This is a genomic window from Flectobacillus sp. BAB-3569, from assembly GCF_002270355.1.
In the GTDB taxonomy this organism is placed as follows: Bacteria; Bacteroidota; Bacteroidia; order Cytophagales; family Spirosomataceae; genus Flectobacillus; species Flectobacillus roseus.
The window spans coordinates 80,498-103,910 of the sequence record NZ_NJFZ01000016.1; the positions used below are offsets into that span (position 1 = coordinate 80,498).

At 37.4% G+C, this 23,413-nt stretch carries 19 protein-coding genes and 1 pseudogene; 14 read left to right on the forward strand and 6 right to left on the reverse strand.

The genetic code is table 11. The features are described from left to right. The first annotated feature begins 105 nt into the window (after positions 1-105). A complete protein-coding gene (locus BWI92_RS15745) occupies positions 106-816 on the forward strand; it encodes a FadR/GntR family transcriptional regulator (RefSeq protein WP_095164215.1) in 711 nt (236 codons plus the stop codon). 141 nt (positions 817-957) lie between these two features. On the opposite strand, the gene BWI92_RS15750 is transcribed toward BWI92_RS15745, so the two are convergent. Next, on the reverse strand, positions 958-2,151 hold the full coding sequence (locus BWI92_RS15750) for an ISL3 family transposase (protein ID WP_095164216.1): 1,194 nt from the start codon (positions 2,149-2,151) through the stop codon (positions 958-960). Positions 2,152-2,467: 316 nt separating this feature from the next. Then, on the reverse strand, positions 2,468-3,364 hold the full coding sequence (locus tag BWI92_RS15755) for an AraC family transcriptional regulator (RefSeq protein ID WP_095164217.1): 897 nt from the start codon (positions 3,362-3,364) through the stop codon (positions 2,468-2,470). Between the two features lie 215 nt (positions 3,365-3,579). Between BWI92_RS15755 and BWI92_RS15760 the strand changes: the two genes are divergently transcribed. From BWI92_RS15760 to BWI92_RS15770, 3 genes are all read left to right on the forward strand, one after another. Next, the gene (locus BWI92_RS15760) at positions 3,580-4,149 is read left to right on the forward strand and encodes a DapH/DapD/GlmU-related protein (protein WP_095164218.1); all 570 of its coding nucleotides are present in this window, start codon (positions 3,580-3,582) and stop codon (positions 4,147-4,149) included. 119 nt (positions 4,150-4,268) lie between these two features. Next, entirely contained in the window at positions 4,269-4,682 is a 414-nt protein-coding gene (locus BWI92_RS15765; RefSeq protein ID WP_095164219.1) for a cupin domain-containing protein, read from the forward strand. A gap of 8 nt (positions 4,683-4,690) precedes the next feature. Continuing rightward, positions 4,691-5,170 carry a cyclophilin-like fold protein gene (locus tag BWI92_RS15770; protein ID WP_141234806.1) on the forward strand — a complete coding sequence of 160 codons (480 nt, stop codon included), beginning with the start codon at positions 4,691-4,693 and terminating at the stop codon, positions 5,168-5,170. A gap of 117 nt (positions 5,171-5,287) precedes the next feature. On the opposite strand, the gene BWI92_RS15775 is transcribed toward BWI92_RS15770, so the two are convergent. Next, positions 5,288-5,650 (reverse strand): FdtA/QdtA family cupin domain-containing protein, encoded by a 363-nt coding sequence (locus tag BWI92_RS15775; RefSeq protein ID WP_095164221.1) that lies wholly within the window; start codon positions 5,648-5,650, stop codon positions 5,288-5,290. 541 nt (positions 5,651-6,191) lie between these two features. Between BWI92_RS15775 and BWI92_RS15780 the strand changes: the two genes are divergently transcribed. The 10 genes and pseudogenes from BWI92_RS15780 to BWI92_RS15825 all read left to right on the forward strand — a co-directional run bounded on the left by BWI92_RS15780 (position 6,192) and on the right by BWI92_RS15825 (position 17,827). Beyond that, on the forward strand, positions 6,192-7,013 hold the full coding sequence (locus tag BWI92_RS15780) for an alpha/beta fold hydrolase (RefSeq protein WP_095164222.1): 822 nt from the start codon (positions 6,192-6,194) through the stop codon (positions 7,011-7,013). A gap of 402 nt (positions 7,014-7,415) precedes the next feature. Further along, a complete protein-coding gene (locus BWI92_RS15785; RefSeq protein ID WP_095164223.1) occupies positions 7,416-8,105 on the forward strand; it encodes a hydrolase in 690 nt (229 codons plus the stop codon). Positions 8,106-8,303: 198 nt separating this feature from the next. Then, positions 8,304-10,082 carry an amidohydrolase gene (locus BWI92_RS15790; protein ID WP_095164224.1) on the forward strand — a complete coding sequence of 593 codons (1,779 nt, stop codon included), beginning with the start codon at positions 8,304-8,306 and terminating at the stop codon, positions 10,080-10,082. A 132-nt stretch (positions 10,083-10,214) separates the two neighbouring features. Beyond that, positions 10,215-11,590, forward strand: a pseudogene (locus BWI92_RS15795) (alginate export family protein). 21 nt (positions 11,591-11,611) lie between these two features. After that, the gene (locus BWI92_RS15800) at positions 11,612-12,547 is read left to right on the forward strand and encodes a ring-cleaving dioxygenase (RefSeq protein ID WP_095164225.1); all 936 of its coding nucleotides are present in this window, start codon (positions 11,612-11,614) and stop codon (positions 12,545-12,547) included. A 72-nt stretch (positions 12,548-12,619) separates the two neighbouring features. Then, the gene (locus BWI92_RS15805; protein ID WP_095164226.1) at positions 12,620-13,078 is read left to right on the forward strand and encodes a DoxX family protein; all 459 of its coding nucleotides are present in this window, start codon (positions 12,620-12,622) and stop codon (positions 13,076-13,078) included. Next, positions 13,071-13,514, forward strand: coding sequence for a DMT family transporter (locus BWI92_RS15810; RefSeq protein ID WP_095164227.1), 444 nt, complete (start codon positions 13,071-13,073; stop codon positions 13,512-13,514). The genes BWI92_RS15805 and BWI92_RS15810 overlap by 8 nt, the downstream gene beginning before the upstream one ends. Positions 13,515-13,641: 127 nt before the next feature. Next, the gene (locus BWI92_RS15815; protein WP_095164228.1) at positions 13,642-14,115 is read left to right on the forward strand and encodes a Dps family protein; all 474 of its coding nucleotides are present in this window, start codon (positions 13,642-13,644) and stop codon (positions 14,113-14,115) included. Positions 14,116-14,196: 81 nt separating this feature from the next. Next, entirely contained in the window at positions 14,197-16,464 is a 2,268-nt protein-coding gene (locus tag BWI92_RS15820; RefSeq protein ID WP_095164229.1) for a histidine kinase dimerization/phosphoacceptor domain -containing protein, read from the forward strand. Further along, positions 16,457-17,827 carry a sigma-54 dependent transcriptional regulator gene (locus BWI92_RS15825; protein WP_095164230.1) on the forward strand — a complete coding sequence of 457 codons (1,371 nt, stop codon included), beginning with the start codon at positions 16,457-16,459 and terminating at the stop codon, positions 17,825-17,827. The genes BWI92_RS15820 and BWI92_RS15825 overlap by 8 nt, the downstream gene beginning before the upstream one ends. Positions 17,828-17,900: 73 nt before the next feature. On the opposite strand, the gene BWI92_RS15830 is transcribed toward BWI92_RS15825, so the two are convergent. The 3 genes from BWI92_RS15830 to BWI92_RS15840 all read right to left on the reverse strand — a co-directional run bounded on the left by BWI92_RS15830 (position 17,901) and on the right by BWI92_RS15840 (position 23,094). After that, on the reverse strand, positions 17,901-19,343 hold the full coding sequence (locus tag BWI92_RS15830) for a sigma-54-dependent Fis family transcriptional regulator (protein ID WP_176464444.1): 1,443 nt from the start codon (positions 19,341-19,343) through the stop codon (positions 17,901-17,903). Positions 19,344-19,636: 293 nt separating this feature from the next. Next, the gene (locus BWI92_RS15835; protein WP_095164232.1) at positions 19,637-20,557 is read right to left on the reverse strand and encodes a PHB depolymerase family esterase; all 921 of its coding nucleotides are present in this window, start codon (positions 20,555-20,557) and stop codon (positions 19,637-19,639) included. A gap of 338 nt (positions 20,558-20,895) precedes the next feature. After that, a complete protein-coding gene (locus BWI92_RS15840) occupies positions 20,896-23,094 on the reverse strand; it encodes an alpha-galactosidase (protein WP_095164233.1) in 2,199 nt (732 codons plus the stop codon). Between the last annotated feature and the right edge of the window lie 319 nt (positions 23,095-23,413).

Here is a 23,413-nt window from a genome sequence, read left to right on the forward strand (position 1 = left end):
AATAATAAAATACCCCTTGCAGAGCATCTAGCTCGAATTTTCATACGTTTTGCTTTTCAAAATCGATAGATTATACTACTTTTATAAAAATAAGTAATACATAATATGACAAATGAAGATTTTAGCGATAGCTTCATCGCAGTAGATAATAGTTCGTTGGTAGATAAAGTTGAGGCCAATTTGGTGGAGTTACTCCAAAGCAGAAAACTCAAAGTTGGTGACGTAATTCCCAAAGAAGTGGAGTTAGTCGAGCTTTTGGGCGTGAGTAGAACCGTAATCCGTGAAGCTATTACTCGACTACGAACCATGGGTATTGTCGAATCCAAAAAGAAAAAAGGCTCCGTTATTACAAGCCCAGATATTGTAGGTATCATGAGCAAAAGCATGAATCCTTACATTCTGGATGAGGATACTTTGCGTGAAATTTTTGAATTACGTTTGGTGTTGGAAATTGGAATGGCTGATTTGATTTTTCAAAAAATTACACCAAAGGATATTGATGAGTTGAAGGAAATTGTCAAAAATGAACCTAGTTCGAGCGAATCACATTTGTTCAATATCGAACATGAAATCAATTTTCACGGAAAGCTCTATGAAATTACTGGCAACAAAACCCTCAAAAGCTTCCAGAAAATGTTGCTCCCTATTTTTGATTATGTCCACAACAGTGGATTACTAAAAAAGGATTTACCACAAAAGAAATTTGTCTCTCACAAAGGCTTAGTGGATATTCTCGAGAATGGCTCGCCAGAACTTTTCCGCAATGGCATGAGAAACCACCTCGAAAACCATTTTGCGAGACTTTTTGCCGAATAAGTGTAAAATTGAATTATCAAGATAGTAGGCAAAATAAAATTCAACTTTTAGGCTTTCAGGTATCGGCTTTCGGCAGTGGGCTTTGAAAAAAGCATGGCTGTGGTTATTAAAAAACATTGGTTCTTGGAACATTTTTGTGGACTAAATGTTTTTTGCTAAAACTCTTAACCTCAAATGCTCAAAATTAGGCATACCGAACGATATTCTTTTGATGCGCCGAATGAGATTATTGAGTCCTTCAGTTACGGCATTGGTGGCAAAAGTATTCGCATATGAAGCAATATTTGCCATCCAATTTTGGAGTGTTTTAATAAACTTATTGGTTTTAGGATGCTCTAATTTAGTAGCTTGTTCAATCCAATCATTAAGTAAATGAGTCATATTTTCAGCATCAGTAGCACACTGGTAAATGGTATGGAATCGGTTACGTTGTATATAAAACTGGTGTAGAGTGGGACTTTTTTCAAAAGCCAGGTTCAATAAATGAGTTTGTTCTTCTGTGCAGTTTTGAGCTTGCTTAAACAATAGCCATTTAATGTTTTTGAACTCTTGATGGGTTTGATAAGCTTTACGAAGCGATTTTCTGACCGCATCGAGAGATTCATTAAGGGCTTTGACAATATGAAAATGGTCTAATGTAATCTCCGTATTGGGAAAACATTGTCTGGATGCCAAAATATAGGAGTCCCAAATGTCACAAGACACAACTTGGATTTGCTGACAAATACCAGCCCCTAAATCATTAAAATAAGCGATTATCGTTTCTTTTTTTCGATCTGGGAGAATGTCTAAATGAGTACCTCGTTCTAAATCGGTTAAAACACAACAGTAGTCACCTTTGCCTTTTCGGTGTGATAATTCATCAATACCAAGTTGGCGAACATTTTTAAAACGCTCTTTTACTTGTAGGCGTTTGCTAACATGCTCATAATAAAGATGCTCAACCGTTTTGTTACTGAGGTTTACCAAAGCCGCTACTTCTGTGAAGGGTTGCTGGCTACAAAGTTCAAATATCCACTTGGATTGACGATGTGTATAGCTTTTATTGGCATCCGCGAAAGGTAGCTCATAACTCAAATAACGATGACAGTTTTGACACTCGAATTGTGGTATGCGAATTTTCAAATACACTTGTTTGCCAACTATGGTCAAGTCTTGTAAAACACGTTCAGTATATTGATTAATGCTTGTTGTCTTTTGCTGACAAACAGGACATTGACCTGTCTTCACCGATAGATGACAGTGAATAACTAACTTGGAAGGTAAGTGCTCTATTGAGTCGACCTTCAAATCTGGCAAGGATAGAAGATTTTCGTAAAAACTATTTTCCGACATATATTTAACTTTCCACAAAAATATTCAAAGAACCAAAACATTTTAACACGCTTTGCCTTGTGCCTTTTGCCTTTTGCCTAAAACACAAAAATTAAATATATTTTTGCATGATTGATAAAATCATTTTGTAGAGTTAGGTAAAGCACAGCGGGAACTCAGAACAGAAAAATTACTTGTGCCATTTCTGGAAAACCAACATTAGAGGAAACATTTATCAATCATTCTTTCGTGAATGAAAGTAACAAAAGTGGCTATTGGCTACAGGACAATACTCAACGAAATAATCTCAATTCACTAAATCAAAAATCCCTCACAGCTAATTTAAACGATATTCTAATGGTGTGACACCAAGTTTTTGTTTAAAGAATCTGGTGAAATGTTGCGGATATTTAAAGCCTAATTCATACGAAATCTCACTCAATGATTTGGTGGTATCCAACACTCGTTCCTTGGCAAAATCCAACAATTTTAATTGGATATACTCTAATGCCGTTTTTCCTGTCTCCTTCTTGATTAAATCTCCAAAATAATTAGCGGATAAATGCAGGCAATCTGCAAAATATGCCACTGATGGCAGTCCTTTCGTAGCTAAATCTTTCCCATATACATAATCGGTCAATAGTTGGTCAAATTGCAAAAGAATACCCTGATGAATTTCTTCACGAGTGATAAACTGTCGATCATAAAATCTTGAAAAGTATTTTAATAACAATTCAAGATTAGCAATGATGAGCTTTTTGCTATGTCTATCAATATTTTGATTGATTTCCGTAGAAATATTCTCGATACAATTCGTGATCGTTTCTTTTTCTCGCTCAGATACGTGCAATGCTTCGTTTGACTGATAAGAAAAATAGCTAAACTCGTGAATTTGTCGCCCCAGCGATGTTCCCTTGATTAAGTCTGGATGAAAAACTAAAGCGGTGCCAAAGGGCTGATGTATCTCTCCTTCTGGCTCTGTTGTGATGATTTGTTCAGGCGCAAAAAATACAATAGTCCCTTCGTCATAATCATAATAAGTATTGCCATAGCGCAAATCGCCGCACTTGGATTCTTTGAGAATAATAGCATAAATCCCCATTTTAAACTTGACACGAGGTAAAGGGTTCGATTTTCCCAAATCGACTAAACTAATCAGAGGATGCAACGCTGAGTTGTTGAATGTCTGACTGTATTGTTTGACGGTATCATAAATAACCATGGTCTTTTCCATTTTGGTGATACTTCTAAATTATGGAAGAAAAATATTCGTGTGGCATAGACCTGTAAAAGTGGTAAGTAAAACCGTAAAATTTATAAAAAAACTAGACTCCCAAAAGTATAATTTTGAAACTGATTTACATTATCCAAAAACACAATATAAATGAAATTGAAGAAATTCAAGACTGTAACTTACAGCCAACCTATTATTAACAAACTCTTCTAAAAATGAATACATCATCAAACGATATTTTTACCAGAATGCTCGCAGGCGAGACGATTTCTTTTCATGACCCTGAATATTCTAAAATCATGGAAAAAGTATCGCAAACGATGCAACTGTCTGCTAAACTAAATACCGCCACTGATATACAACAAGCAAGAGAAATACTTTCTCAAATTATAGGAACAAACATAGATGAAAGTACGACGGTATTTGTTCCTTTTCATACCAATTTTGGTGGGTTTATCCAGTTGGGGAAAAACGTTTTTATCAACCATGATTGTACCTTTCTGGATTTGGGAGGTATTATTATTGAAGATGAAGTCATGATAGCTCCAAAAGTAAGTCTTATTTCCGAAAGCCATCCACTACATCCGAGTGAACGGAAAGCGCTGGTATTAGGGAAGGTACATATCAAGAAAAATGCTTGGATTGGAGCAGCGGCAACTATCTTACCTGGCGTAACGGTTGGCGAAAATGCGGTTGTTGCTGCTGGAGCAGTCGTGAGTAAAGACGTTCCTGACAATACCGTAGTTGCTGGAGTTCCAGCGAGGGTAATCAGGAGCTTTGTTTAATACGCATTGAGGTGACAGTCTTTAGGTAAAATTGGTTATGAAAACCGTATTTTTTATAAAATAGAAGAGCGTTTCTCCACCTACCTTTGCAAATATCTTTCACAAAAACATCTACAAAAATGTCAACAGAAAATAGTCTATTTCCTTTGGGACAACCATTACCACAAGACTGGTTTACAGGGGAAGCATTTTTAACTCTATTGGTCGGACAAGACCATAATAATGAATTTTCGGCAGGGAGTGTAACCTTTAAAGTTGGCGCCAGAACCAACTGGCATACGCATCCCAAAGGACAAGTGCTTATTGTGATTGAAGGTGAAGGGTTTTATCAAGAAAAAGGAAATCCTGCTCGTAAAATTACCAAAGGAGATGTCGTAAATATTCCTGAAAACATTGAACACTGGCATGGCGCTTCAAATACATCTACAATGACGCATATTGCTATTACCAATTTTAAAGAGGGCGTACAAGTGGCATGGCTTCAGCCAGTAACAACGGAGGAGTATGCACAGGTAAATCAAGCGACTTATTAATCTTACATATGATGATAAAACAAATTACACTATTAGGAAGCATTTTAGCTTTTGGTATTGCATGTGAAAAGAGTGCTACACTCCCTAATGAGAATATCGTCGTAGAAGAAGCGCCCAAAGATTCAATTAGCATGAAAGAAGATAGTATTGTGGTAAAGGTTGGTAATCAATCTTTTACGGCTGCTCTTTTGAATAATGAGACAGCAAAGGCATTTAAAGCATTATTGCCTGTGACCTTGAAGATGACAGAACTTAATGCCAATGAGAAATATGCTAGTCTTCCTAAACACCTCCCTATTTCTCCAATAGTTCCCTCACGCATTCAGGCAGGTGATTTGATGATGTATGGTACCAACACACTTGTTCTTTTTTACCAACCTCTATTAACTACCTACAGCTATACCAAGCTCGGTAGTATCATTGATCCTACTAAACTGGCTAAGGCTGTAGGAAATGCTGATGTGACGATTCATTTTGACATAAAATAACATTAACAAATAGGAGTGTAACTATCTAAGCGATAGGCGTATCGCAAATCAACGAAGCTTTTGAGCGTCTGGAAAGGGCACCATCCAATATCGTTTTGTCGTAGATATGAGGTCTTTTCAACAAGGTTCATGAACTAATTCTTCATTACTGTATGGTTGATTTGCAATGATAAGAAGTTTGGCATCATTTGAAAACGAATCTATAAAAAACCAATCTTCAGGATACAAAAGCAAACATTTTTGTGCCGAATCTAACACAAATTCTTCTTGCACAGAGGTATTCTTACAATTGACACGACAGTTTCCCGAAAGGCAAACTAGCGCTAGTTTAGTGGATTTGTGACGATATCCTCCATAAGTGATATTGTCATCTCCTTGAATAAAACACACTCTTTTGATGTGTTCGGGAAAGATTTTTTCAAAAACGGTTAAATCACCAGTATCTGAGCTGTAACTATCCAATAACAACAATTGACTCATTTATAATAAGGCTAAATAAGATATTAATAATGTGGTTAATTGGAAGAGAAATATATGTTTGTCTAACTTTAAAAGGTGAAAATTATATAAAAACTTTACCTTTTACTGGAAATATATCTATAAAGGAATAGATAATTGATTTATACTTAATTTTTACTAAACATTTAAGTAATCGTACAAAATGAGATTTAAGCTGTGTATTTAGGCACTAGGCAACAGGCGCTAGGCAAAGAGTTTTAACATGTTTTTTAGTAATTATAGATTTGTTTTTGCCAAAAGCTCACCGCCGAAAGCCGATACCCGCAAGCCTAAGGCACTAACTTATAAGCATCGTCACACATTTTTAGAATGCTATTCTTTTACATCTATTATGAAATATAGTACTACACTTTCATAAAACTACGATATTTCGTAGTTTACAAACGCTTCATTTTAACACAACAAATTGACTATCAATTATTTACAAAACAGGCACGCTTTTAGGAATCAATAAGATGAGATTATCTCTATCTATTGTTTCACTAAAACTCCAAATCTAACAATGACCTTATCTAACAGACAATTTACTTCAGTAGGTAGAAGTGAATTTATTGCAGTTGAAGAAAATGTAAAATTGCATGTAATTGATTTAGGCGAAGGCCCAACAGTAGTACTGATTCATGGTTGGCCACTTAGCAATGCCATGTATGAGTATCAATATCAATTTTTAGTAGCAAAAGGCTACCGTGTTATTGGTATTACACTTCGTGGTTTCGGGAAATCGGATAAGCCTTTTGGACCTTACAACTATGATATCTTTGCTGAGGATATCAAAATTGTACTAGAGACACTCAATGTCGAAGACGCACTTTTAGGAGGGTTTTCGATGGGTGGTGCGATTTCGATTCACTTTGCAGCTAAGTACTCAGGCGCCCACATCAACAAATTAGCCTTGTTTGGTGCTGCGGCTCCAATCTGGTCTGAGGCAGAAGCAGTAAATGGTTTGATTGATTTGAGTGTTACCAATCGTCCACAGTTATTAGAAAATTTTGGAAAGATTTTCGGCGCATCCGAAACAGCTATTTCAGCTCCTTTGGCAGGCTGGTTGGGTGGCATCAACTTTGAGGCATCATTTTATGCTACAACTCAATGCTTAATTGCGTTGCGTGACGAAGATTTGCGAGAAGATTTAGGTAAAATCAACGTTCCAACGGCTATCTTCCATGGTACCAAGGATATCATTTGTGGGTTTCATTTAGCCGAACAAATGCACGCGGGTATTTCAGATTCTTATATTGTGAAATTTGAAAATAGTGGTCACGCATTGTTTATTGAAGAATTGGAAAAGTTTAACTCAGAATTACTGGCATTTTTGGCAAAATAGGGATTTAATTGCATTAACCTGCTTTAGGCTATAGGCTGCCTCCGTGGTCAGTGTCTCACTGACCACAGATAGAACAATTTCAGATTTGGGATTTGCTTCCTTGGTCAGTGTCTCACTGACCACAGATAGAATACAATAATGGAGACATTTTGCCGATTGCCCATAGCCGACCGCCGAAAGCCCAGTCAAATCATTACTTAACATACATCAATGCACAGGTTTATTGCTTGTAGTAATTTTGAATCAACAAAACAACGACAGAGAATCAATAACCCTTTGAAGGTTTTGTAAAGCTAAAAATTCATACTCAAAAACCTGCAATGTCGCTCAACTCCCCATTTTGGGAGGCGGAAAAACATTGCTCAAAATTTTCACAACACAGTACAATAAACATTTAAAACCATGAAAAAGTCCATCTTATCTATCGCATTCGCTCTTGTTTCATTTGTTGGTTTAGCACAAAAACCATCTCCTATGTTGTTGAGTCCAAGTAACCACGCTTTGGTACTTATCGACCATGAGAGCCAAATGGGTTTTGCTACAAAAAATATCGATATGACCGAATTACGTAACAATACGGCCATTGTAGCAGGTGCTTCTAAAATCTTTAATGTACCAACGGTTGTAACAACGGTAGCCGAAAAATCATTTAGTGGTCCTGTTTTTCCTGAAGTATCTGAATTTTACCCTCAAGCAACTACCAAATACATCGACCGCACTACCATGAATACTTGGGAAGATGTAAATGCTCACAAAGCGATTGTTGATAAAGGCAAAAAGAAAATTGTCCTTGCAGGTTTGTGGACTAGCGTTTGTATTGTAGGTCCAGCATTGTCTGCCATCAGCGAAGGATATGACGTATATGTTATAACGGATGCTAGTGGTGACGTTTCAAAAGAGGCTCATGACCAAGCTGTCGCACGTATGGTACAAGCAGGTGCGCACCCAATGACATCTATCCAATACTTACTTGAATTACAGAGAGACTGGGCAAGAAGCGAGACTTATGTACCTGTAACCAACTTGGTAAAAAAATACGGTGGTGCTTACGGTATCGGTATCCAATATGCTCACGAAATGTTGAAACATTAATAGGCTATAAGCGGTAGGCATTAAGCCAAATGATTCTTTGAATTCATGAGGAATATTTTTGTCCAAAGTCTAACGTTTAAAGCGAGCAAAATTAAAATAATTGTGAATGTAAAGCATTGCTATTTAACACTTTACATTCACAATTCATAACTTATCATTCAGCATTATTACCCCATTACCCCAACCTTCCTTATTGCCATGAAGAAGTTAACCGCACTCACTATTCTCTTAACCTTTGTCATTTCTCAAGGTTTTGGGCAAAAGATCAAAGCTGATATGGTTTTGATTAATGCCAAAGTACATACCCTTGACGCTCAAAAGAGTAATGCCGAAGCTATTGCCATTGCAGGAAACAAAGTCTTGGCAGTAGGAAGTAATAAAGAAATTTTATCCTACAAATCTCCCAAAACACAAGTGGTAGATATTAAAGGAAAAACCGTTATCCCTGGGCTTTTTGATAGTCATTTACACGTAATTCGTGGGGGAAGATTTTTTAATACCGAATTACGTTGGGATGGCGTTAAATCCCTAAAAAGAGCATTAGAAATGCTCAAAGAACAGGCACAACGCACGCCAGAAGGTCAGTGGGTTCGTGTAGTTGGTGGCTGGAACGAATACCAATTTGAAGAAAGACGTTTGCCAACGCTTGAGGAAATCAACCAAGCTACGGGCAATACTCCTACTTTTATTTTATATCTCTATGGAAAAGCGTGGCTCAACAAGGCTGGTCTCGAAAAACTTCATATCAATGGAGATACGCCTAACCCAATGGGTGGTTTAATCGAAAAAGATGAACACGGAAACCCAACAGGATTGTTAGCCGCTGAACCCAATGCCTATATCTTGTATTCTACACTAGCAAAATTACCAGAGCTTAGTATCGACGAAAAAATAAATTCGACCTTACAATACATGACCGAGCTCAACCGATTGGGTGTGACTGCGGTAATGGATGCAGGAGGTGGTTTCCAGAACTTCCCTGATGATTACAAAATCACAGATTCGCTCGACCGAGCAGGAAAAATAACCGTTCGATTGCCCTATTACTTATTTGCTCAGAAAAAAGGAACTGAACTAAGCGACTATAACAAATGGGTTGGAATGGTTGATTTAGACGCTTCGCATCCAAATGGACATAACGAGGTAGACTATCATGTTGAAGGTGGTGGCGAAAATTTAGTGGCTGATGCGGCTGATTTTGAAAATTTCCTTTTTCCTCGTCCTGAGTTACCAGCAACTATGGAAAACTCCTTGAAGCCTGTTTTACAATTATTAGTAAAAAATCGTTGGCCATTCAGACTGCACGCTACTTATAACGAAAGTATCTCAAGAGATTTGGCAGTAATAGAGGAAGTAAACAAAGAAACGCCACTCAACGGACTGACTTGGTTTTTTGATCATGCCGAAACTGTCACTGAAGAAAATATGCAACGCATCAAAGCCTTAGGTGGTGGCATTGCTATTCAGCACCGTATGGCATATCAAGGAGAAAGTTTTATTCGTAGATATGGGAAAAAGGCTGCCTTGAATAGTCCTCCCGTTAAAAGAATGCTTGAATTGGGTATCCCTGTTGGTCTGGGTACTGACGGAACGCGAGTGGCTTCATATAACCCATGGATGTCATTATACTGGGTAGTTTCAGGAAAATCATTGGGAGGCAATCAGGTAATGGCTAAAGAAAATACGCTTGATCGACAAACTGCACTCCAATTGTATACAGCAGGAGGATATGATTTAATTAAAGAAAAACAAAAAGGGAAAATTGCTTCAGGTTATTTGGCCGACTTAGTGGTATTGAGCGATGATTACTTCAATATAGAAGAAGAAAAAATCAAGGAAATTACTTCAGAATTGACGATTCTCGATGGGAAAGTAGTTTATGGCAAAGGAGATTTTAAAGCTATCGCACCGCAACCTTTAGAGGTAATTCCAAGCTGGAGTCCAGTCAAATATTACGGAGGCTACCAAACCAAGTAATAGTGAGAATATGCTTTAGGCTTTAAGCTATAGGCAATAGGCTAAAATTCTGATAATTTCTTAAGAGACTACTTTAGCCTACAGCTTACAGCCTACAGCCAATATTATTTTACTTAATCTTCGTTATACCGTATGAAAACCGCGATTTTAGCATTGGGTATTTTCTTGGGAAGTATTGGTGCTTTTGCTCAAAAAACTTCGCTTTTCAAACCACTTCGTTATGACGAAGATTGGTCCAAGATTAAACGTGATAGCAGTGCAGGCAGTTACGATAAAATTAAGTTTATCCCTTTGACAAAGCATCAAAAACTGCCCTATTTATCTTTGGGTGGAGAGGTACGCTATCAATACTTTTACTTAAAAAATGAAGACTGGGGCGATGCCACTCCCGACAAAGATGGATTTTTACTCACCCGTTTTTTAGGTCATGCAGATTGGCATATAAACAAGCATTTGAGGGCTTTTGTACAATTGCAAAGCAGTATGGCCAATAGTCGTTTAGCACCAAGTGTCGTCGAAGAAAATCCTCTGGATTTACATCAGGCATTTGTTGAGGCCAAATGGAACACTTCATCACAAACCACACTGACCACTCGCATCGGGCGCCAAGAATTATCTTATGGTTCACAGCGATTAGTGGCAGTACGTGAAGCGCCTAACAACAGAATGGCATTTGATGCATTGAAGTTTATTTACCAACAAAAAACTTTAAATCCGATGCTTTTTACTCGCATCCCGTCGCCAACAAAGCAGGAATTTTTGACGACCATTTTAATGAAAATGCTAAATTTTGGGGGCTTTATTCGGTCATTAATCATGCTCCTGTATTGAACAATATCGATGTTTATTACTTGGGTATTTGGAAAAAAACAGCCACACTCGTAGCTGGAAAAGGTGAAGAACTTCGTCACTCAGTCGGTACTCGAATTTGGAAAACCTCTGGCGCTTGGCAATATGATTTTGAAGGAGTTTATCAGTTTGGGACTTTTCAAGATAAAACGATTCGAGCTTGGACGGTTTCATCCAATACTACTTTTCAAAAAGATGAATGGCGTTTAAAACCAAAGTTTGGCTTAAAAACTGAGGCTATTTCGGGTGATGAAAACCCTAACGATAATCGAGTAGAGACTTTCAACCCCTTGTATCCCAAAGGAGCCTATTTTGGTCTGGCAGCACTTATTGGACCTTCCAATTTATTTGATATTCATCCTTCTATTGATTTAGAATTGACGGATAGACTTAATTGGGGTATGGATTACGATATTTTTTGGCGATTGAGTAAGCATGACGGTATTTATGCGCCGAATATGTCGGTGATTTATGCAGGAAAAAATACTGAAGAAAAGTTCATCGGTACTCAGTTGGCGATGGATTTTAATTATCAACTCAATCCTTTTGTTTACCTCCGACTCGAAGCTACTTGGTTTGCTTCAGGCCCTTTTATTCAAGCAGAAAGCGCAGGAAAAGACATTTTTATGACAGCGCTTACTACGCAAGTAAAGTTTTAGCAAAAAACATTATTTAAGCTCATGGAAAACCTCACATACGGGCTACATCATATCACAGCAATTGCTGGCGATGCCCAAAGAACTTACGATTTTTATACCAAAATATTAGGGTTGAGATTAGTCAAAAAAACGGTCAATTTCGATGCTCCCGACGCATACCACTTTTATTTTGGAGATACAGCAGGTTCACCCGGAACAATTCTGACATTTTTTGCTTGGGGCGATGAGGTAAAAGGCATCCCTGGCGCAGGAACGGTTTCTCAGATTACATTTGCGATTCCTGTTGGAAGTATAGATTTCTGGAAAAAGCGTTTGGCACAAAATAACATTCGTTTTGTAGAGCAAAATGATGGTTTTGATGAAAATATCCTATCCTTCGCAGATCCTGACGGTTTATCCTTGGCACTGATAGAAACAGAAAAAGGTAAAACATCCCAGCCTTGGGCGACCAGCGATATCTCTGCTCAATATGCAACACAAGGTTTTTATGGTATAACCCTCACGCTTAACGAAACTGAACCAAGTGTTGAGGTACTAAAAGAACTTCTAGGATATACAGTTTCAAGCAAGCAAGGTGCATTTACGAGACTTTCACATCGGTTCGAAGCCAATGCTGCATATATCGACATTCTTGAGTTACCTGATGAACCAGAAGCCATGATTGCCGCTGGAATCGTCCATCATGTGGCATTCAGAACGCCAACCGATGAGTTTATTGAACTGCAAAGAGCAAAGGTGTTAGATGCAGATTTGCATGTTTCACCTATTATGGATCGAACTTATTTTCATTCTATTTATTTCCGTGAACCTGGTGGGGTTTTATTTGAAGTGGCAACGGATAGTCCTGGCTTTGATGTCGATGAACCTCTCGCAGAATTGGGACAATCACTGAAGTTGCCTATCCAATTCGAACGCTTTAGAACTGAAATAGAAAATACCCTCACGCCGATATATTGAGTGAATGTGTGATTTTAAAAGTATTCTCAAATAGTTGTATAATGCCTTTTTTCTTCAACCTAATAAATAAGTATGAAATCAGAACCTTTTAATCAGTGGTTGTCTAACCTATTTTTAGTAGGTAATCTACAACAAAAATCATGGGATATTCTATTGTTGATTTACAGAGTGGCGTTGGGGACGGAGCTATTTTGGGTTCATGGTCTCAAAAAATTGGGTATCACAACAGGCGTAGTTGAACAAATTCCTAATCCTTTTGGCTTACCTACATGGTTGAATGATGGCGCTATTCTTACCGCAAATTTAGTCTGTCCGATATTTGTGATTTTAGGCTTATTCACCCGTTTTTCTACTATCCCTATTTGGTGTGTAACGCTAATGGGATATTTAGTGGTACATGCAGGAGATTCCTTATTGGTCAAAGATACGCCTTTCATGTATAGCCTATCTTTTATTTTTTTAACCTTCGCTGGAGCAGGAAATTATAGTTTAGACTATTTCTTATTTTCTAAATCTCATTACGATGAATAAAGGTATTTGGATATTATTGGTGATTATAGCTGGAGCTATGTTACCGATTCAGGCAGGACTCAATACCCGTATGGGCAAAGTACTTGATAGTCCTTCATGGGCTACCCTGATTTCGTTCATTGTTGGAGCTATTGGTATGCTTGCTTATGTGGCTGTCAACAGAGAAGCACTTATTTTAGGGTCAGTAAAATCCGCTCCTGCTCATTTGTGGGTGGCTGGTTTGCTTGGTGCCTTCTATGTAACCGTCATGGTGTTGGCATTTCCTAGGCTCGGACCAGCACTAACTTTTGGGTTGGCGGTGGCAGGACAATTATTGATTTCCTTGTTACTAGACCATTTCAACCTACTGGTACCACACCCGCATCCTATCAATCTATATCGTATCCTAGGGATTTTACTCATTATTTCTGGTGTAGTAATTATTCGAAAGTTTTAGATGAGGCATTAGGCAAAATTATAACATTAGAATTCCTGTCTAACTTTTAGGCAAGGACAAACCCTAATTCATAACTCACAATTCACAACTCATCATTCCCAGATTATCTCAAAACATTTTATAAATCATGGAAACACACATTGGTATCAAAGAAAATGACCGTTTGGAGATAGCTTTAGAGCTGTCAAAGTTATTAGCAGATGAATTCGTTTTGTACACCAAAACACGCAATGCTCATTGGAATATAGAAGGAGCAGATTTTTATAATATGCACCTTTTCTTCGAAAAACAATATGATGAGTTAGACGACATTATCGACGATGTTGCCGAACGTATTCGTGCGATTGGTCACTTTGCTCCTGCTACACTCAAACGTTATACACAACTTACGCGTTTGACAGAAGAAACTCGTGAAGAAAATACTAGTCTTGGACTTATCAAAGAATTATTGCAAGACCACCTGACGATTATATTTCATTTACGAGAAAATATAAATCGTTTTGCTACTGACTTGCACGACCTCGGCACCAGTGATTTTATTACTGGCTTGATGGAAAAGCACGAAAAAATGGCTTGGATGCTAAGAGCGCATCTAAAGTAAAATTTGTGTAATTTTAGTAATAGAAGCAAGACCTTTGTCTTACTTCTATTACCTCTCAATCGCCATTTGTTATTCTGAGTCATGATAAAAACTTTTCCCTTTCTCTCCAAAATAAGCTTGTTGCTGATTGCCACAGGATTACTGAGCTACTTTGAGGCAAATGCCAAAGTACTCACATTGCCCCAAGCCGATTCGCTCAAACGCGTGTTGAAGGGAAAAGTTACGCCCGCAAATCTGGCAAAGACCCAATTGTTATTGAGTGAGCATTTTTTGTTGAGAGATGGAGAACTAAAATCTGATTTAGATAGTGCCTCAACTTTGGCCGAAGAAGCCACCCGAGTAAGCGTAGTAAATAATTTGCACCAAGAGTATGTCAAAAGTTTGTATTTAAGAGGTAGTATTTTGTTGGAAAAAGGGTTCCGAGCTGAAGGACGAGGTATGTTTCGGAAAGCTTTAGGTTTTGCCAAACTTTATAATTTGCCCGAACAAAAAGGAGATTATTTTGAAAAAGAAGGGCATTTAATAGAGCAAGACGAACAACATATCAAGCAAAAAATACAGTTTTATCAAAAAGCCATCTTGTATTTTGCACAAGCCAAAGCCTACGAAAAAGAAGCTCCTGCAAGACAAATGCTTGGAGACTTACTTTCAATCGACAGTCAGAACGAACAAGCATTGAAAGAACTACATGCAGCACTCATTGCTTTTCGAAAGGCTAAAATACCTGATACCCAAGGCGTTTATAAACTTATGGCCAATGTTTATATACAAATGGGTAAGTACGATAATGCACTTGAAAATAGTATCTCCGCTGTAAAAATCGCTGAGTCACTCAAAGACTCATCTTTACAAATGAGTAGCATTTACAATACTACTGCTCTGGTATATTATTATTTGAAGCAAGAAAAACCTGCTGTTGCCTATTGGGAAAAGGCATTGGTTCTCGCCAAGAAATACCAAGAGAGAAGCTATATTCAAATGATTTCGGGCAATATCATTACGGCTAAAGCCCGCATTAATGACTATAAAGGCGCACTAAAAGATTTAATTTTCTTCGAAAAAAAATATGCCAAAGATTTAAGCGATGAAATGATAGGGCGGATTCCTTATCTTTATTTGAACATCTATATTGGACTTCGAGAGTTTGATAAAGCTCAACCGCATTATCAAAAGGTTTGGGAAATATTTTCAAAACTCAGCCCAGAACAGGCTTATTACAAGTTTTATCTCAATAGCATCACACGATATTTGATAGAAACACATCAATATAAAAAAGCCTATCCATTGCTTTTAGATTACGAAAAAATAGCTATTCAAGAAAAAAACTACCTTTATCTTTCCTTAGCTTATCAGAATATTTATAAAGCTGATTCAGCTTTAGGAAGGCTTCAGGATGCTGTAAAGCACCTAAAACTATATAAAGTAGCTTCTGATTCTTTATTGAATATCGAAAAAGCCAAGCAGCTTATCAATCTCCAAGTAAAGTTTGAAACCGAACAAAAAGATAAGAATATCCAAATTTTACAACAAAAGACAGAAATTCAGAATAGCATTATCCAAAATGAAAGAGTTTTAAAAGTCAATATTATCGTAGGTGCTGTCATTTTATTGCTTTTACTCGTAATTTCTGTGAGTCGATATCGACTCAAACAAAAAGTTAATTTACAACTTGAGAAAAAACAAGCCGAGATTAACAAACAAAATGATTTACTCAAAAAGCTCTTAAATGAAAAAGAATGGCTTCTCAGAGAAATTCATCATAGAGTAAAAAATAATTTGCAGGTCGTAATTAGCCTACTCAATGCACAGTCGGCGCATCTCAACAATCAGGATGCCATAGTGGCTATCCAGAAAAGCCAGCAAAGAATGCAAGCCATTTCATTGATACATCAAAAACTATATCAAACGGACGGGCTGTCAACCATTGATATGCGATGGTATATTGCAGAGCTGATTTCATACGTAAAAGAATACTCAAATTTTAAGCAAAATATTACCATCGACTACGTTCTAGAAGATGTAATACTTGATGTTTCTCAGGCCGTGCCAGTAGGCTTAATTCTTAATGAAGTGATTAATAATGCTATCAAATATGCCTTTCCTCATCAAAGTAATGGCGTAATTCGTATTTGTCTCCAACTCGACGACCAGAACTTTGTACATTTGGGAGTACGTGACAATGGCATTGGGCTTCCAGATGATTTTTTACAACATACCTCCGAGTCATTGGGCGTCAATCTTATTTATGGATTGGCAGAACAAATAGATGGAAATGTAGAAATTATAAGCGATAATGGCGTAAAGGTACAGATTGTTTTTCCCTTACATAAAGAGTTAGTGAATGTCTAAAAAAGATAAAATATTAATCGTAGAAGATGAATTTATAGTAGCTTATGACCTCAAGCTGATGCTTACCAAAGGGGGCTATTTAGTAACAGGAATTGCGTCTTCTGTAGAAAGAGCCTTACAATATATTGAGGAAAAGAAACCCGATTGGGTGCTGATTGATGTTATTCTCAAAGGTGAATTGACAGGCATAGATTTAGCACAAATACTGCATAAAAAAAATATACCTTTTCTATTTATTTCAGCCAATACCAATCATTCATGCCTTGAATCTGCCAAAAAAACACAGCCTTATGGGTTTTTGGTAAAACCTTTTCGTGACAAAGATTTATTTGTCATGCTCGATATTGCGCGCCACAGATATGGTATTGAACGAGGTTTTATTAAGACTGAAACACAGGTAGAACTCACTTCTGAAGTCACAGGGCTAATTGGTAAAAGTCCTTTTATGAAGGAGTTAACCTATAAAATTCAAGTTGTGGCCCCTACTCCTACTTCCGTGTTAATTTTGGGTGAAACTGGAACGGGGAAAGAAAAAGTCGCCAAGGCCATTTATGCTTTGTCGAATCGTAACAATCAACCTTTTATTACGGTCAACTGTGCAGCCTTACCTATCAATCTCATTGAATCTGAGCTATTTGGACATGAAAAAGGAGCCTTTACAGGTGCCCATCAACGACGTATAGGCAAATTCGAACAAGCGCATGGAGGAACAATTTTCTTGGATGAAATCGGAGAAATGCCTCTTGAAGCACAAGTAAAGCTGTTACGAGTGTTACAAGAAAAAGAATTTGAGCGAATAGGAAGCGATACTACCTTGAAAGTCGATATTCGAGTTATTGCTGCGACAAACCGTAATTTAGAAAAAGAAGTGTCAGAAGGTCGTTTCCGACTCGACTTGTATTATCGTCTCAATGTTTTTCCTTTAGAACTACTCCCACTCCGTGAACGAAAAGAGGATATTGAAGATTTAGTCTATTATTTCCTGGAAAAATATGGATTGTTGTTGGGTAAAAAGATTACTAGCATCAATAATTCGGTATTAGAAAAGCTCAAAAATTACGCTTGGCATGGTAACATTCGAGAATTAGAACACTGTATCGAAAGAGCAGTGCTTTTGGCAAATAATGCTGAAATAAACACAGTCCAAATGCCCGAATCAAAGACTGTGCATCAGATAGAGTCTGAACTGCCAAGTGCTATTCTGACCATGGATGAAATGGAAAAAGAGCACATTATCAATACCTTAAAAGCAAGTAATGGCAGAGTATCTGGCGCAGGCGGTGCTGCAGAACTTTTAGGAATATCTGCACAAACACTGTATTCCAAAATAAAGAAACACGGGATTAAGTTGGTTTATAAGTAGTTTGTAAAGTAAATAAAGGAAGGAAATGAAATAATGAAGAAATGAAATTACTAGTTCGAGACTTAGCCTCGAACTAGCTTATCTGTTTTTGTATTTGTAGTTTTTTCATTTTTGACAGCAGGGTTGTTGGGGGTAAACCCAAAAGTTGGGCTGCACCATTTTCTCCAAAAACCTTTCCTTGACAATGCTGAAGAACCTGAATAATATAATTACGTTCGACTTCTTGTAAAGGTCTTATTTCAAAATGATTATTTTTCTCTTGTGTTGTACTGCTATTCTGAGAAATAACAATCTTATTAAGATATTTTCCTTTCGTTAAAATACAGGCCCTTTCGATAACATGCTGTAATTCTCGGACATTTCCTTGCCAAGTATGTTGCATCAAATTATCCAATACTTGTTGATTTACCCCAAGCAATTGCTTGTTGAGCGTTTTGGAAAAATGATTGACGAAATATTCTACCAATAAAGGAATGTCTTCTTTTCTTTCCCTCAAAGCAGGTATCTGTATCGGAAATACTTGCAGTCTATAATACAAATCTTGTCGGAAAGTACCAGCTTCTATCAACTTTTCTAAGTTACAATGTGTCGCAGTAATAATTCGCACATTGGTTTTGACAGTTTTATTTCCTCCTACACGTTCAAAGGATTTTTCTTGCAATACTCTGAGTAACTTCGCTTGCAGCTCGTGAGGCATATCGCCAATTTCATCCAGAAATAAAGTACCACCATTTGCCAATTCAAACTTCCCAATTTTGCGTTCTACAGCACCAGTAAATGCGCCTTTTTCATGTCCAAACAACTCACTTTCAAGCAAATGAAATGGAATAGCGGCGCAATTGATTTTCACAAAAACGCCTTCTTTTCTATGCGATTGCTCATGAATAGCTTTGGCCACCAATTCCTTGCCCGTACCAGTTTCTCCCAAAATAATAACGGTCGAGTCTGTTGGAGCAACTCGCAAAATCAAATCTCTCACTTCATGAATACCCTCGCTAATACCGATAATTCCAAGATTATTTTGTAATTCGTGCAAAGGGGGAACTTGAGAAGGTACATTCAATTGATTTTTTAAGCCATAATATCCTACTTGATAGGCTATGGCATCAGAAAAATGTAAAATTTGCGTATTCAGTTCAGTAGCTAATTCTCGGTTTTTTGAAGAGTGAAATCCTAGTACTACTTTGTAATCATGGTCCAAAGCCCTTTGCACAATCCATGTTTGTTTAATGCTCGAATATTCTTGCCAAGGTATCCCAAATGAAAGATGCCTTTTGAGCATAATTACTTTATCAAAAGTATATTGAGCGAAAGATTGTCTTGTTATTGAGACTGGTATATTTTCAACGATGGTATTGGGTAAATTACTCAAGTAACATTCGAGCTCCTCTCCTCTATATACGCAAGCACTAAAAAACTCTATTTCAAGAACATATTGAGCAAATGCTACCATCTTATCCAAAATCATTTGGGATAAAGTCTGGCTGTAGCTGGCAGCCTTTGAATGTGATATCATAAAGTTCATAGGATGAATAATGCCATAAGACAATTTAAGTCAAGAGATAAATCTAATAAATACAATAGCCATCATCGTTTGAATAAACGAGTAAATGACTTTATATCAGGCGTTTCTATGATTAAAGGAGAGTGGTTATGAAATTGTGTGTTAGTTATCCTTTCTTTATAATACACAAATCTACAAGATTTATAGAGATTGACAAGGAATATTCAATAATTAATCAAGAGAAAATATGAGAAGCGACCTCACTCATTGTCTTATGCTTGGGTACCTTGTCCGATTTTCTTCGTTTACGGTAATTTATACTGTTGAAAAAAGCTCCATATCACATCATTAGCAACGATAGCATCAGAAATAGCGTCTGCACCTGCACGTACTTTGTCACCGCCAGGCCATGAGTGTCCCCCATCTTCGGTTAAATAAATTTGAATGGCGCTATTTTTACAATCGAGCCATTGGGTAAGCGTATATTTTGTAAAACTGTTGACGGTCTTAATATTCGAGCTACAAGCATCTATATTCAACCATGTATTGATACCCGTCTCGACGGGTGGTATTACAAAACCTAAGGTGCTTCGTCCGCCAACATAAGGTACTTTGGTATCGAGTTTCGAATGAATATGTAGGATTGGAACAGGTCTCGACGCCACACAAGGGCTAGTCGTTACCATGGCTCCTGCTACGGGGGCAATAGCGGCAATTTTACTAGAAAGTTCACAAGCAAGTCTATAACACATCATAGCTCCGTTGGACATACCTGTGGCATATATTTTTTTTGTAGAAAGTCGGGGGTATTTTTTGAGTAAATCATCAATCAAATTACTGATAAACTTTACATCATCTATCTGTTTTTCAACAGCATAGTCACAGCACGTTCCTGCGTTCCATGTTCTTGCTCCCAAAATACCGTCACTGCGCACTCCTTCAGGATACACTATAGCAAACTGAGATTGATTGGCTTTATCGGTCAAATAATAATTGGCTTCCATTTGTGTGGCACTACCACCGCCACCATGCAAAGCAATGACCAAGGGAATGTCTGAGCTTTGGTTATAATTGGGAGGTAGGTTCAACAAATACGTTCGTGACAGCGCATCGACTGTCATCGTTCCCTCTACTCGCAAGGAAGATACCGTTGGCAAAGTGGTATCATTTTTTTTACAACTCCCAAAAATTAGCGAAATCAACAACAGTAAAGTTACTTTTTTCATAAATACACAAATTGAAGGTTAAAGATTTCCCCTTTGATTTGTTTCGATTCAGAAAGATTAATGTTGGATTATATTTTCCTGTAAAAGGAATCTAAACTAGCCAAAACACATAGGTACGAAGAGATAGCGTAACTCTTCGTACCTGTAGTTAGTGGGCAAAATAAAATTTAAGATTGTGCTTTAGGCTTTCAGATAACGGCTTTCAGCGGTAGGCTTTGGAAAAAACATGGCTGTGGGCGTTAAAAACATTTTAACACTCTTTGCCTTGTGCCTGTTGCCTAGTGCCTCAACTCATAAGTTAAATCTAATTGTGCACGATTACTTATCACTTTATCTTTTTATAGAGTTTCTATTTCCAAAATCACACTACTTCTACCGCTGCTCACTTCAGGATTATAACCAACTGTCATTAAATAGCTACCACTGTATTCGGCACTGTTGTTTAGGCTCGACTTCTTGTTGGCAAACAAATTGATTTCCTGAATTTTATATTTCTTGTTAGGATCGAGACCTTTTAGTACCACAGGCCTTGGACTAGCCGAAGATTCATAACGGTTACTGACTAAATAGTTAAACATCACGGCTTTGTTTTTATCGGTCGAAACATACATCAATGAAGCAAAATCATGGGTATATGGGTCGACCAAGCGATACTGGTCACCATGTAGAATAGTGGTTTTAAGTCGGTTATAATTTTGAATAGCCTTTTGTGCAAACTGCAATTCCTCAGGGTTGAGATGTTCCACTACAATATCAAATCCCATTTTTCCCATCATCGCTACATCTATTCTAAACTTTAACGGCTGTTTTCCCCAATCTGTTACATGATTACAAGTCGCAATGGCTGGGAAATAATACGAGTAATTCCATTGGATAAAAATACGTTCAAGTGGCTCAGTGTTGTCACTTGGCCAAAATTCTGTAAAGTATTTCAAAGCCTCATAGTCTACACGACCGCCACCGCCCGAGCAAAGCATCATTGGTACTTTAGGATATTTTGCACGAATTCTTTCTAAAACACTATAAAGTCCACGAATATAATCGACATAAAAACGACTTTGTGATTGACCTTGCGACTGTAAAAAGGTAGAGTTAGCGTTGAAAATCACCGCATTGCAATCCCATTTAATAAATGCTAGTGCTGGATTTTTAGTAAATAAATTATCTACAACACCAAACACATAATCTTGCACCTTAGGATTTGCCAAATCCAATACCAATTGATTTCGGAAATAATGTTCGGGTCTTTGCGCTTGCTTTACGACCCAATCAGGATGTTTTTCATAAAGTTCACTTTTGGGGTTTACCATTTCTGGCTCAAGCCATATACCAAATTTAATACCTGTATTTTGGGCTTCTTTAATCAAATAACCTAATCCATCGGGTAGCTTTTTTCTGTTTTCCTCCCAATCGCCCAAACCAGCATTATCTCCGTTTCGAGGATATTTATTAGCAAACCATCCATCATCCAACAAAAACATATCGACGCCCAATTTTTTACCATCCTTAAAAAGACTCGTCAGTTTGTTCTGGTCAAAATCAAAATAGGTGGCTTCCCAGTTATTTAGCAAAGTCAAACGATCGCCTGTACCGTCTAAGATACGATACTTTCTGGCCCAATTGTGCAGATTTCTACTGGCAAGTCCTTTTCCCTGTTGCGACAACGTATAGATAAAAGAGGGAGTTTTAAAACTAGCATTACTTGCCAAAGGATACGCCGAAGCATGGGGATTGATACCCGCAATTAGGCGTAAATTGTGTAAAGGATCTATTTCGAACTCTAACTTGAAATTGCCTGACCATCCCAAGTTTCCTAGCAAAACATCCCCTTCATCTTCTGATGAGGCTTTATTAAGTGCAATTGTGAAAGTGGGTGGTTCAAACAAATTGGTTCGAGTGCCCAATTTTGAATCTAGTACTTTTATACCACCTGTTAGCTCCACTTCTTTAGGACGCATTTCTTGTGCCCAGTTGCCGTAATAATTGGTCAGATAAAACTTTTCGGCATTGAGGTATAAGTTTGCCGACGCATATTTCTGTAAAGTGATTGGTCCTTTTTCAAGATTTTTAATCTCTGTCCATTGCTCAATCACATCTTCTTGTATGTAAGTTTTATAAAAAAGTTTTACTTCTGTCTGATACACAGGGTCTTTGAGCAAAATAGTCGTTAGCGAAACATTATCACTTTCCTTTTGCTCCTGAACACTTTGAAATAGTAATTCGGTAGAAATATTACCGTCGGCGTGAGTGATACTGATGGCGGGCTCAAACATACTCCACGAGCCACTCGGCGTATAAACGGCATTGCATATACCCGAATTCTCATCGGTAGATTTGCTTGGAGTAGGAATCCATTGGGCTTCTTCTTTGTGTTGGAGTTTTTTACCGAAATAGATGGTACGGAGACGTTTATTCTCGTCTGACTTGAAAATTAGGGCGTTAGATTTAGTTTCAATTTGTACGATTGTTGCCTGTTGTGCGTACAACTGCGGGGTCATCCACAGGAAAAGAATCCATAGTAAAGGTTTGCGTTTCATGATGTTTAGGGGACTTTTAAAATAATCCTCGAAAACTAAGAGGATTTTCTGACATCTATATCATTTTCTGTAAATCCTTCAGATAGATAATAAAATTGTATTCATCTGCTATAGGCTATAAACCGTGAGCATTAGGCAAAAAAACCTCTACTTTTATGTAAGAAATGTTTTACCGAAAACACAATGTTTACATTCAATTTCCCTTCTACCTTCACATAGGTGATTTTTAAAATTATCTTTAGTAGACTTTTGATTTCACTAAATAAAAAAAATTTTTGTATAGATATTTACAGGTTTTACTCAAAAAAACTATCAGATT

What these genes read in the sequence shown, in the direction of transcription:
- BWI92_RS15770 (WP_141234806.1), top strand. Translation starts at nt 4,691, where the DNA reads ATGATGATAAAACAAATTACACTATTAGGAAGCATTTTAGCTTTTGGT.
- BWI92_RS15775 (WP_095164221.1), bottom strand. Translation starts at nt 5,650, where the DNA reads ATGAGTCAATTGTTGTTATTGGATAGTTACAGCTCAGATACTGGTGAT.
- BWI92_RS15785 (WP_095164223.1), top strand. Translation starts at nt 7,416, where the DNA reads ATGAAAAAGTCCATCTTATCTATCGCATTCGCTCTTGTTTCATTTGTT.
- BWI92_RS15745 (WP_095164215.1), top strand. Translation starts at nt 106, where the DNA reads ATGACAAATGAAGATTTTAGCGATAGCTTCATCGCAGTAGATAATAGT.
- BWI92_RS15750 (WP_095164216.1), bottom strand. Translation starts at nt 2,151, where the DNA reads ATGTCGGAAAATAGTTTTTACGAAAATCTTCTATCCTTGCCAGATTTG.
- BWI92_RS15800 (WP_095164225.1), top strand. Translation starts at nt 11,612, where the DNA reads ATGGAAAACCTCACATACGGGCTACATCATATCACAGCAATTGCTGGC.
- BWI92_RS15835 (WP_095164232.1), bottom strand. Translation starts at nt 20,557, where the DNA reads ATGAAAAAAGTAACTTTACTGTTGTTGATTTCGCTAATTTTTGGGAGT.
- BWI92_RS15815 (WP_095164228.1), top strand. Translation starts at nt 13,642, where the DNA reads ATGGAAACACACATTGGTATCAAAGAAAATGACCGTTTGGAGATAGCT.
- BWI92_RS15755 (WP_095164217.1), bottom strand. Translation starts at nt 3,364, where the DNA reads ATGGAAAAGACCATGGTTATTTATGATACCGTCAAACAATACAGTCAG.
- BWI92_RS15780 (WP_095164222.1), top strand. Translation starts at nt 6,192, where the DNA reads ATGACCTTATCTAACAGACAATTTACTTCAGTAGGTAGAAGTGAATTT.
- BWI92_RS15805 (WP_095164226.1), top strand. Translation starts at nt 12,620, where the DNA reads ATGAAATCAGAACCTTTTAATCAGTGGTTGTCTAACCTATTTTTAGTA.
- BWI92_RS15830 (WP_176464444.1), bottom strand. Translation starts at nt 19,343, where the DNA reads ATGATATCACATTCAAAGGCTGCCAGCTACAGCCAGACTTTATCCCAA.
- BWI92_RS15825 (WP_095164230.1), top strand. Translation starts at nt 16,457, where the DNA reads ATGTCTAAAAAAGATAAAATATTAATCGTAGAAGATGAATTTATAGTA.
- BWI92_RS15765 (WP_095164219.1), top strand. Translation starts at nt 4,269, where the DNA reads ATGTCAACAGAAAATAGTCTATTTCCTTTGGGACAACCATTACCACAA.
- BWI92_RS15790 (WP_095164224.1), top strand. Translation starts at nt 8,304, where the DNA reads ATGAAGAAGTTAACCGCACTCACTATTCTCTTAACCTTTGTCATTTCT.
- BWI92_RS15760 (WP_095164218.1), top strand. Translation starts at nt 3,580, where the DNA reads ATGAATACATCATCAAACGATATTTTTACCAGAATGCTCGCAGGCGAG.
- BWI92_RS15820 (WP_095164229.1), top strand. Translation starts at nt 14,197, where the DNA reads ATGATAAAAACTTTTCCCTTTCTCTCCAAAATAAGCTTGTTGCTGATT.
- BWI92_RS15810 (WP_095164227.1), top strand. Translation starts at nt 13,071, where the DNA reads ATGAATAAAGGTATTTGGATATTATTGGTGATTATAGCTGGAGCTATG.
- BWI92_RS15840 (WP_095164233.1), bottom strand. Translation starts at nt 23,094, where the DNA reads ATGAAACGCAAACCTTTACTATGGATTCTTTTCCTGTGGATGACCCCG.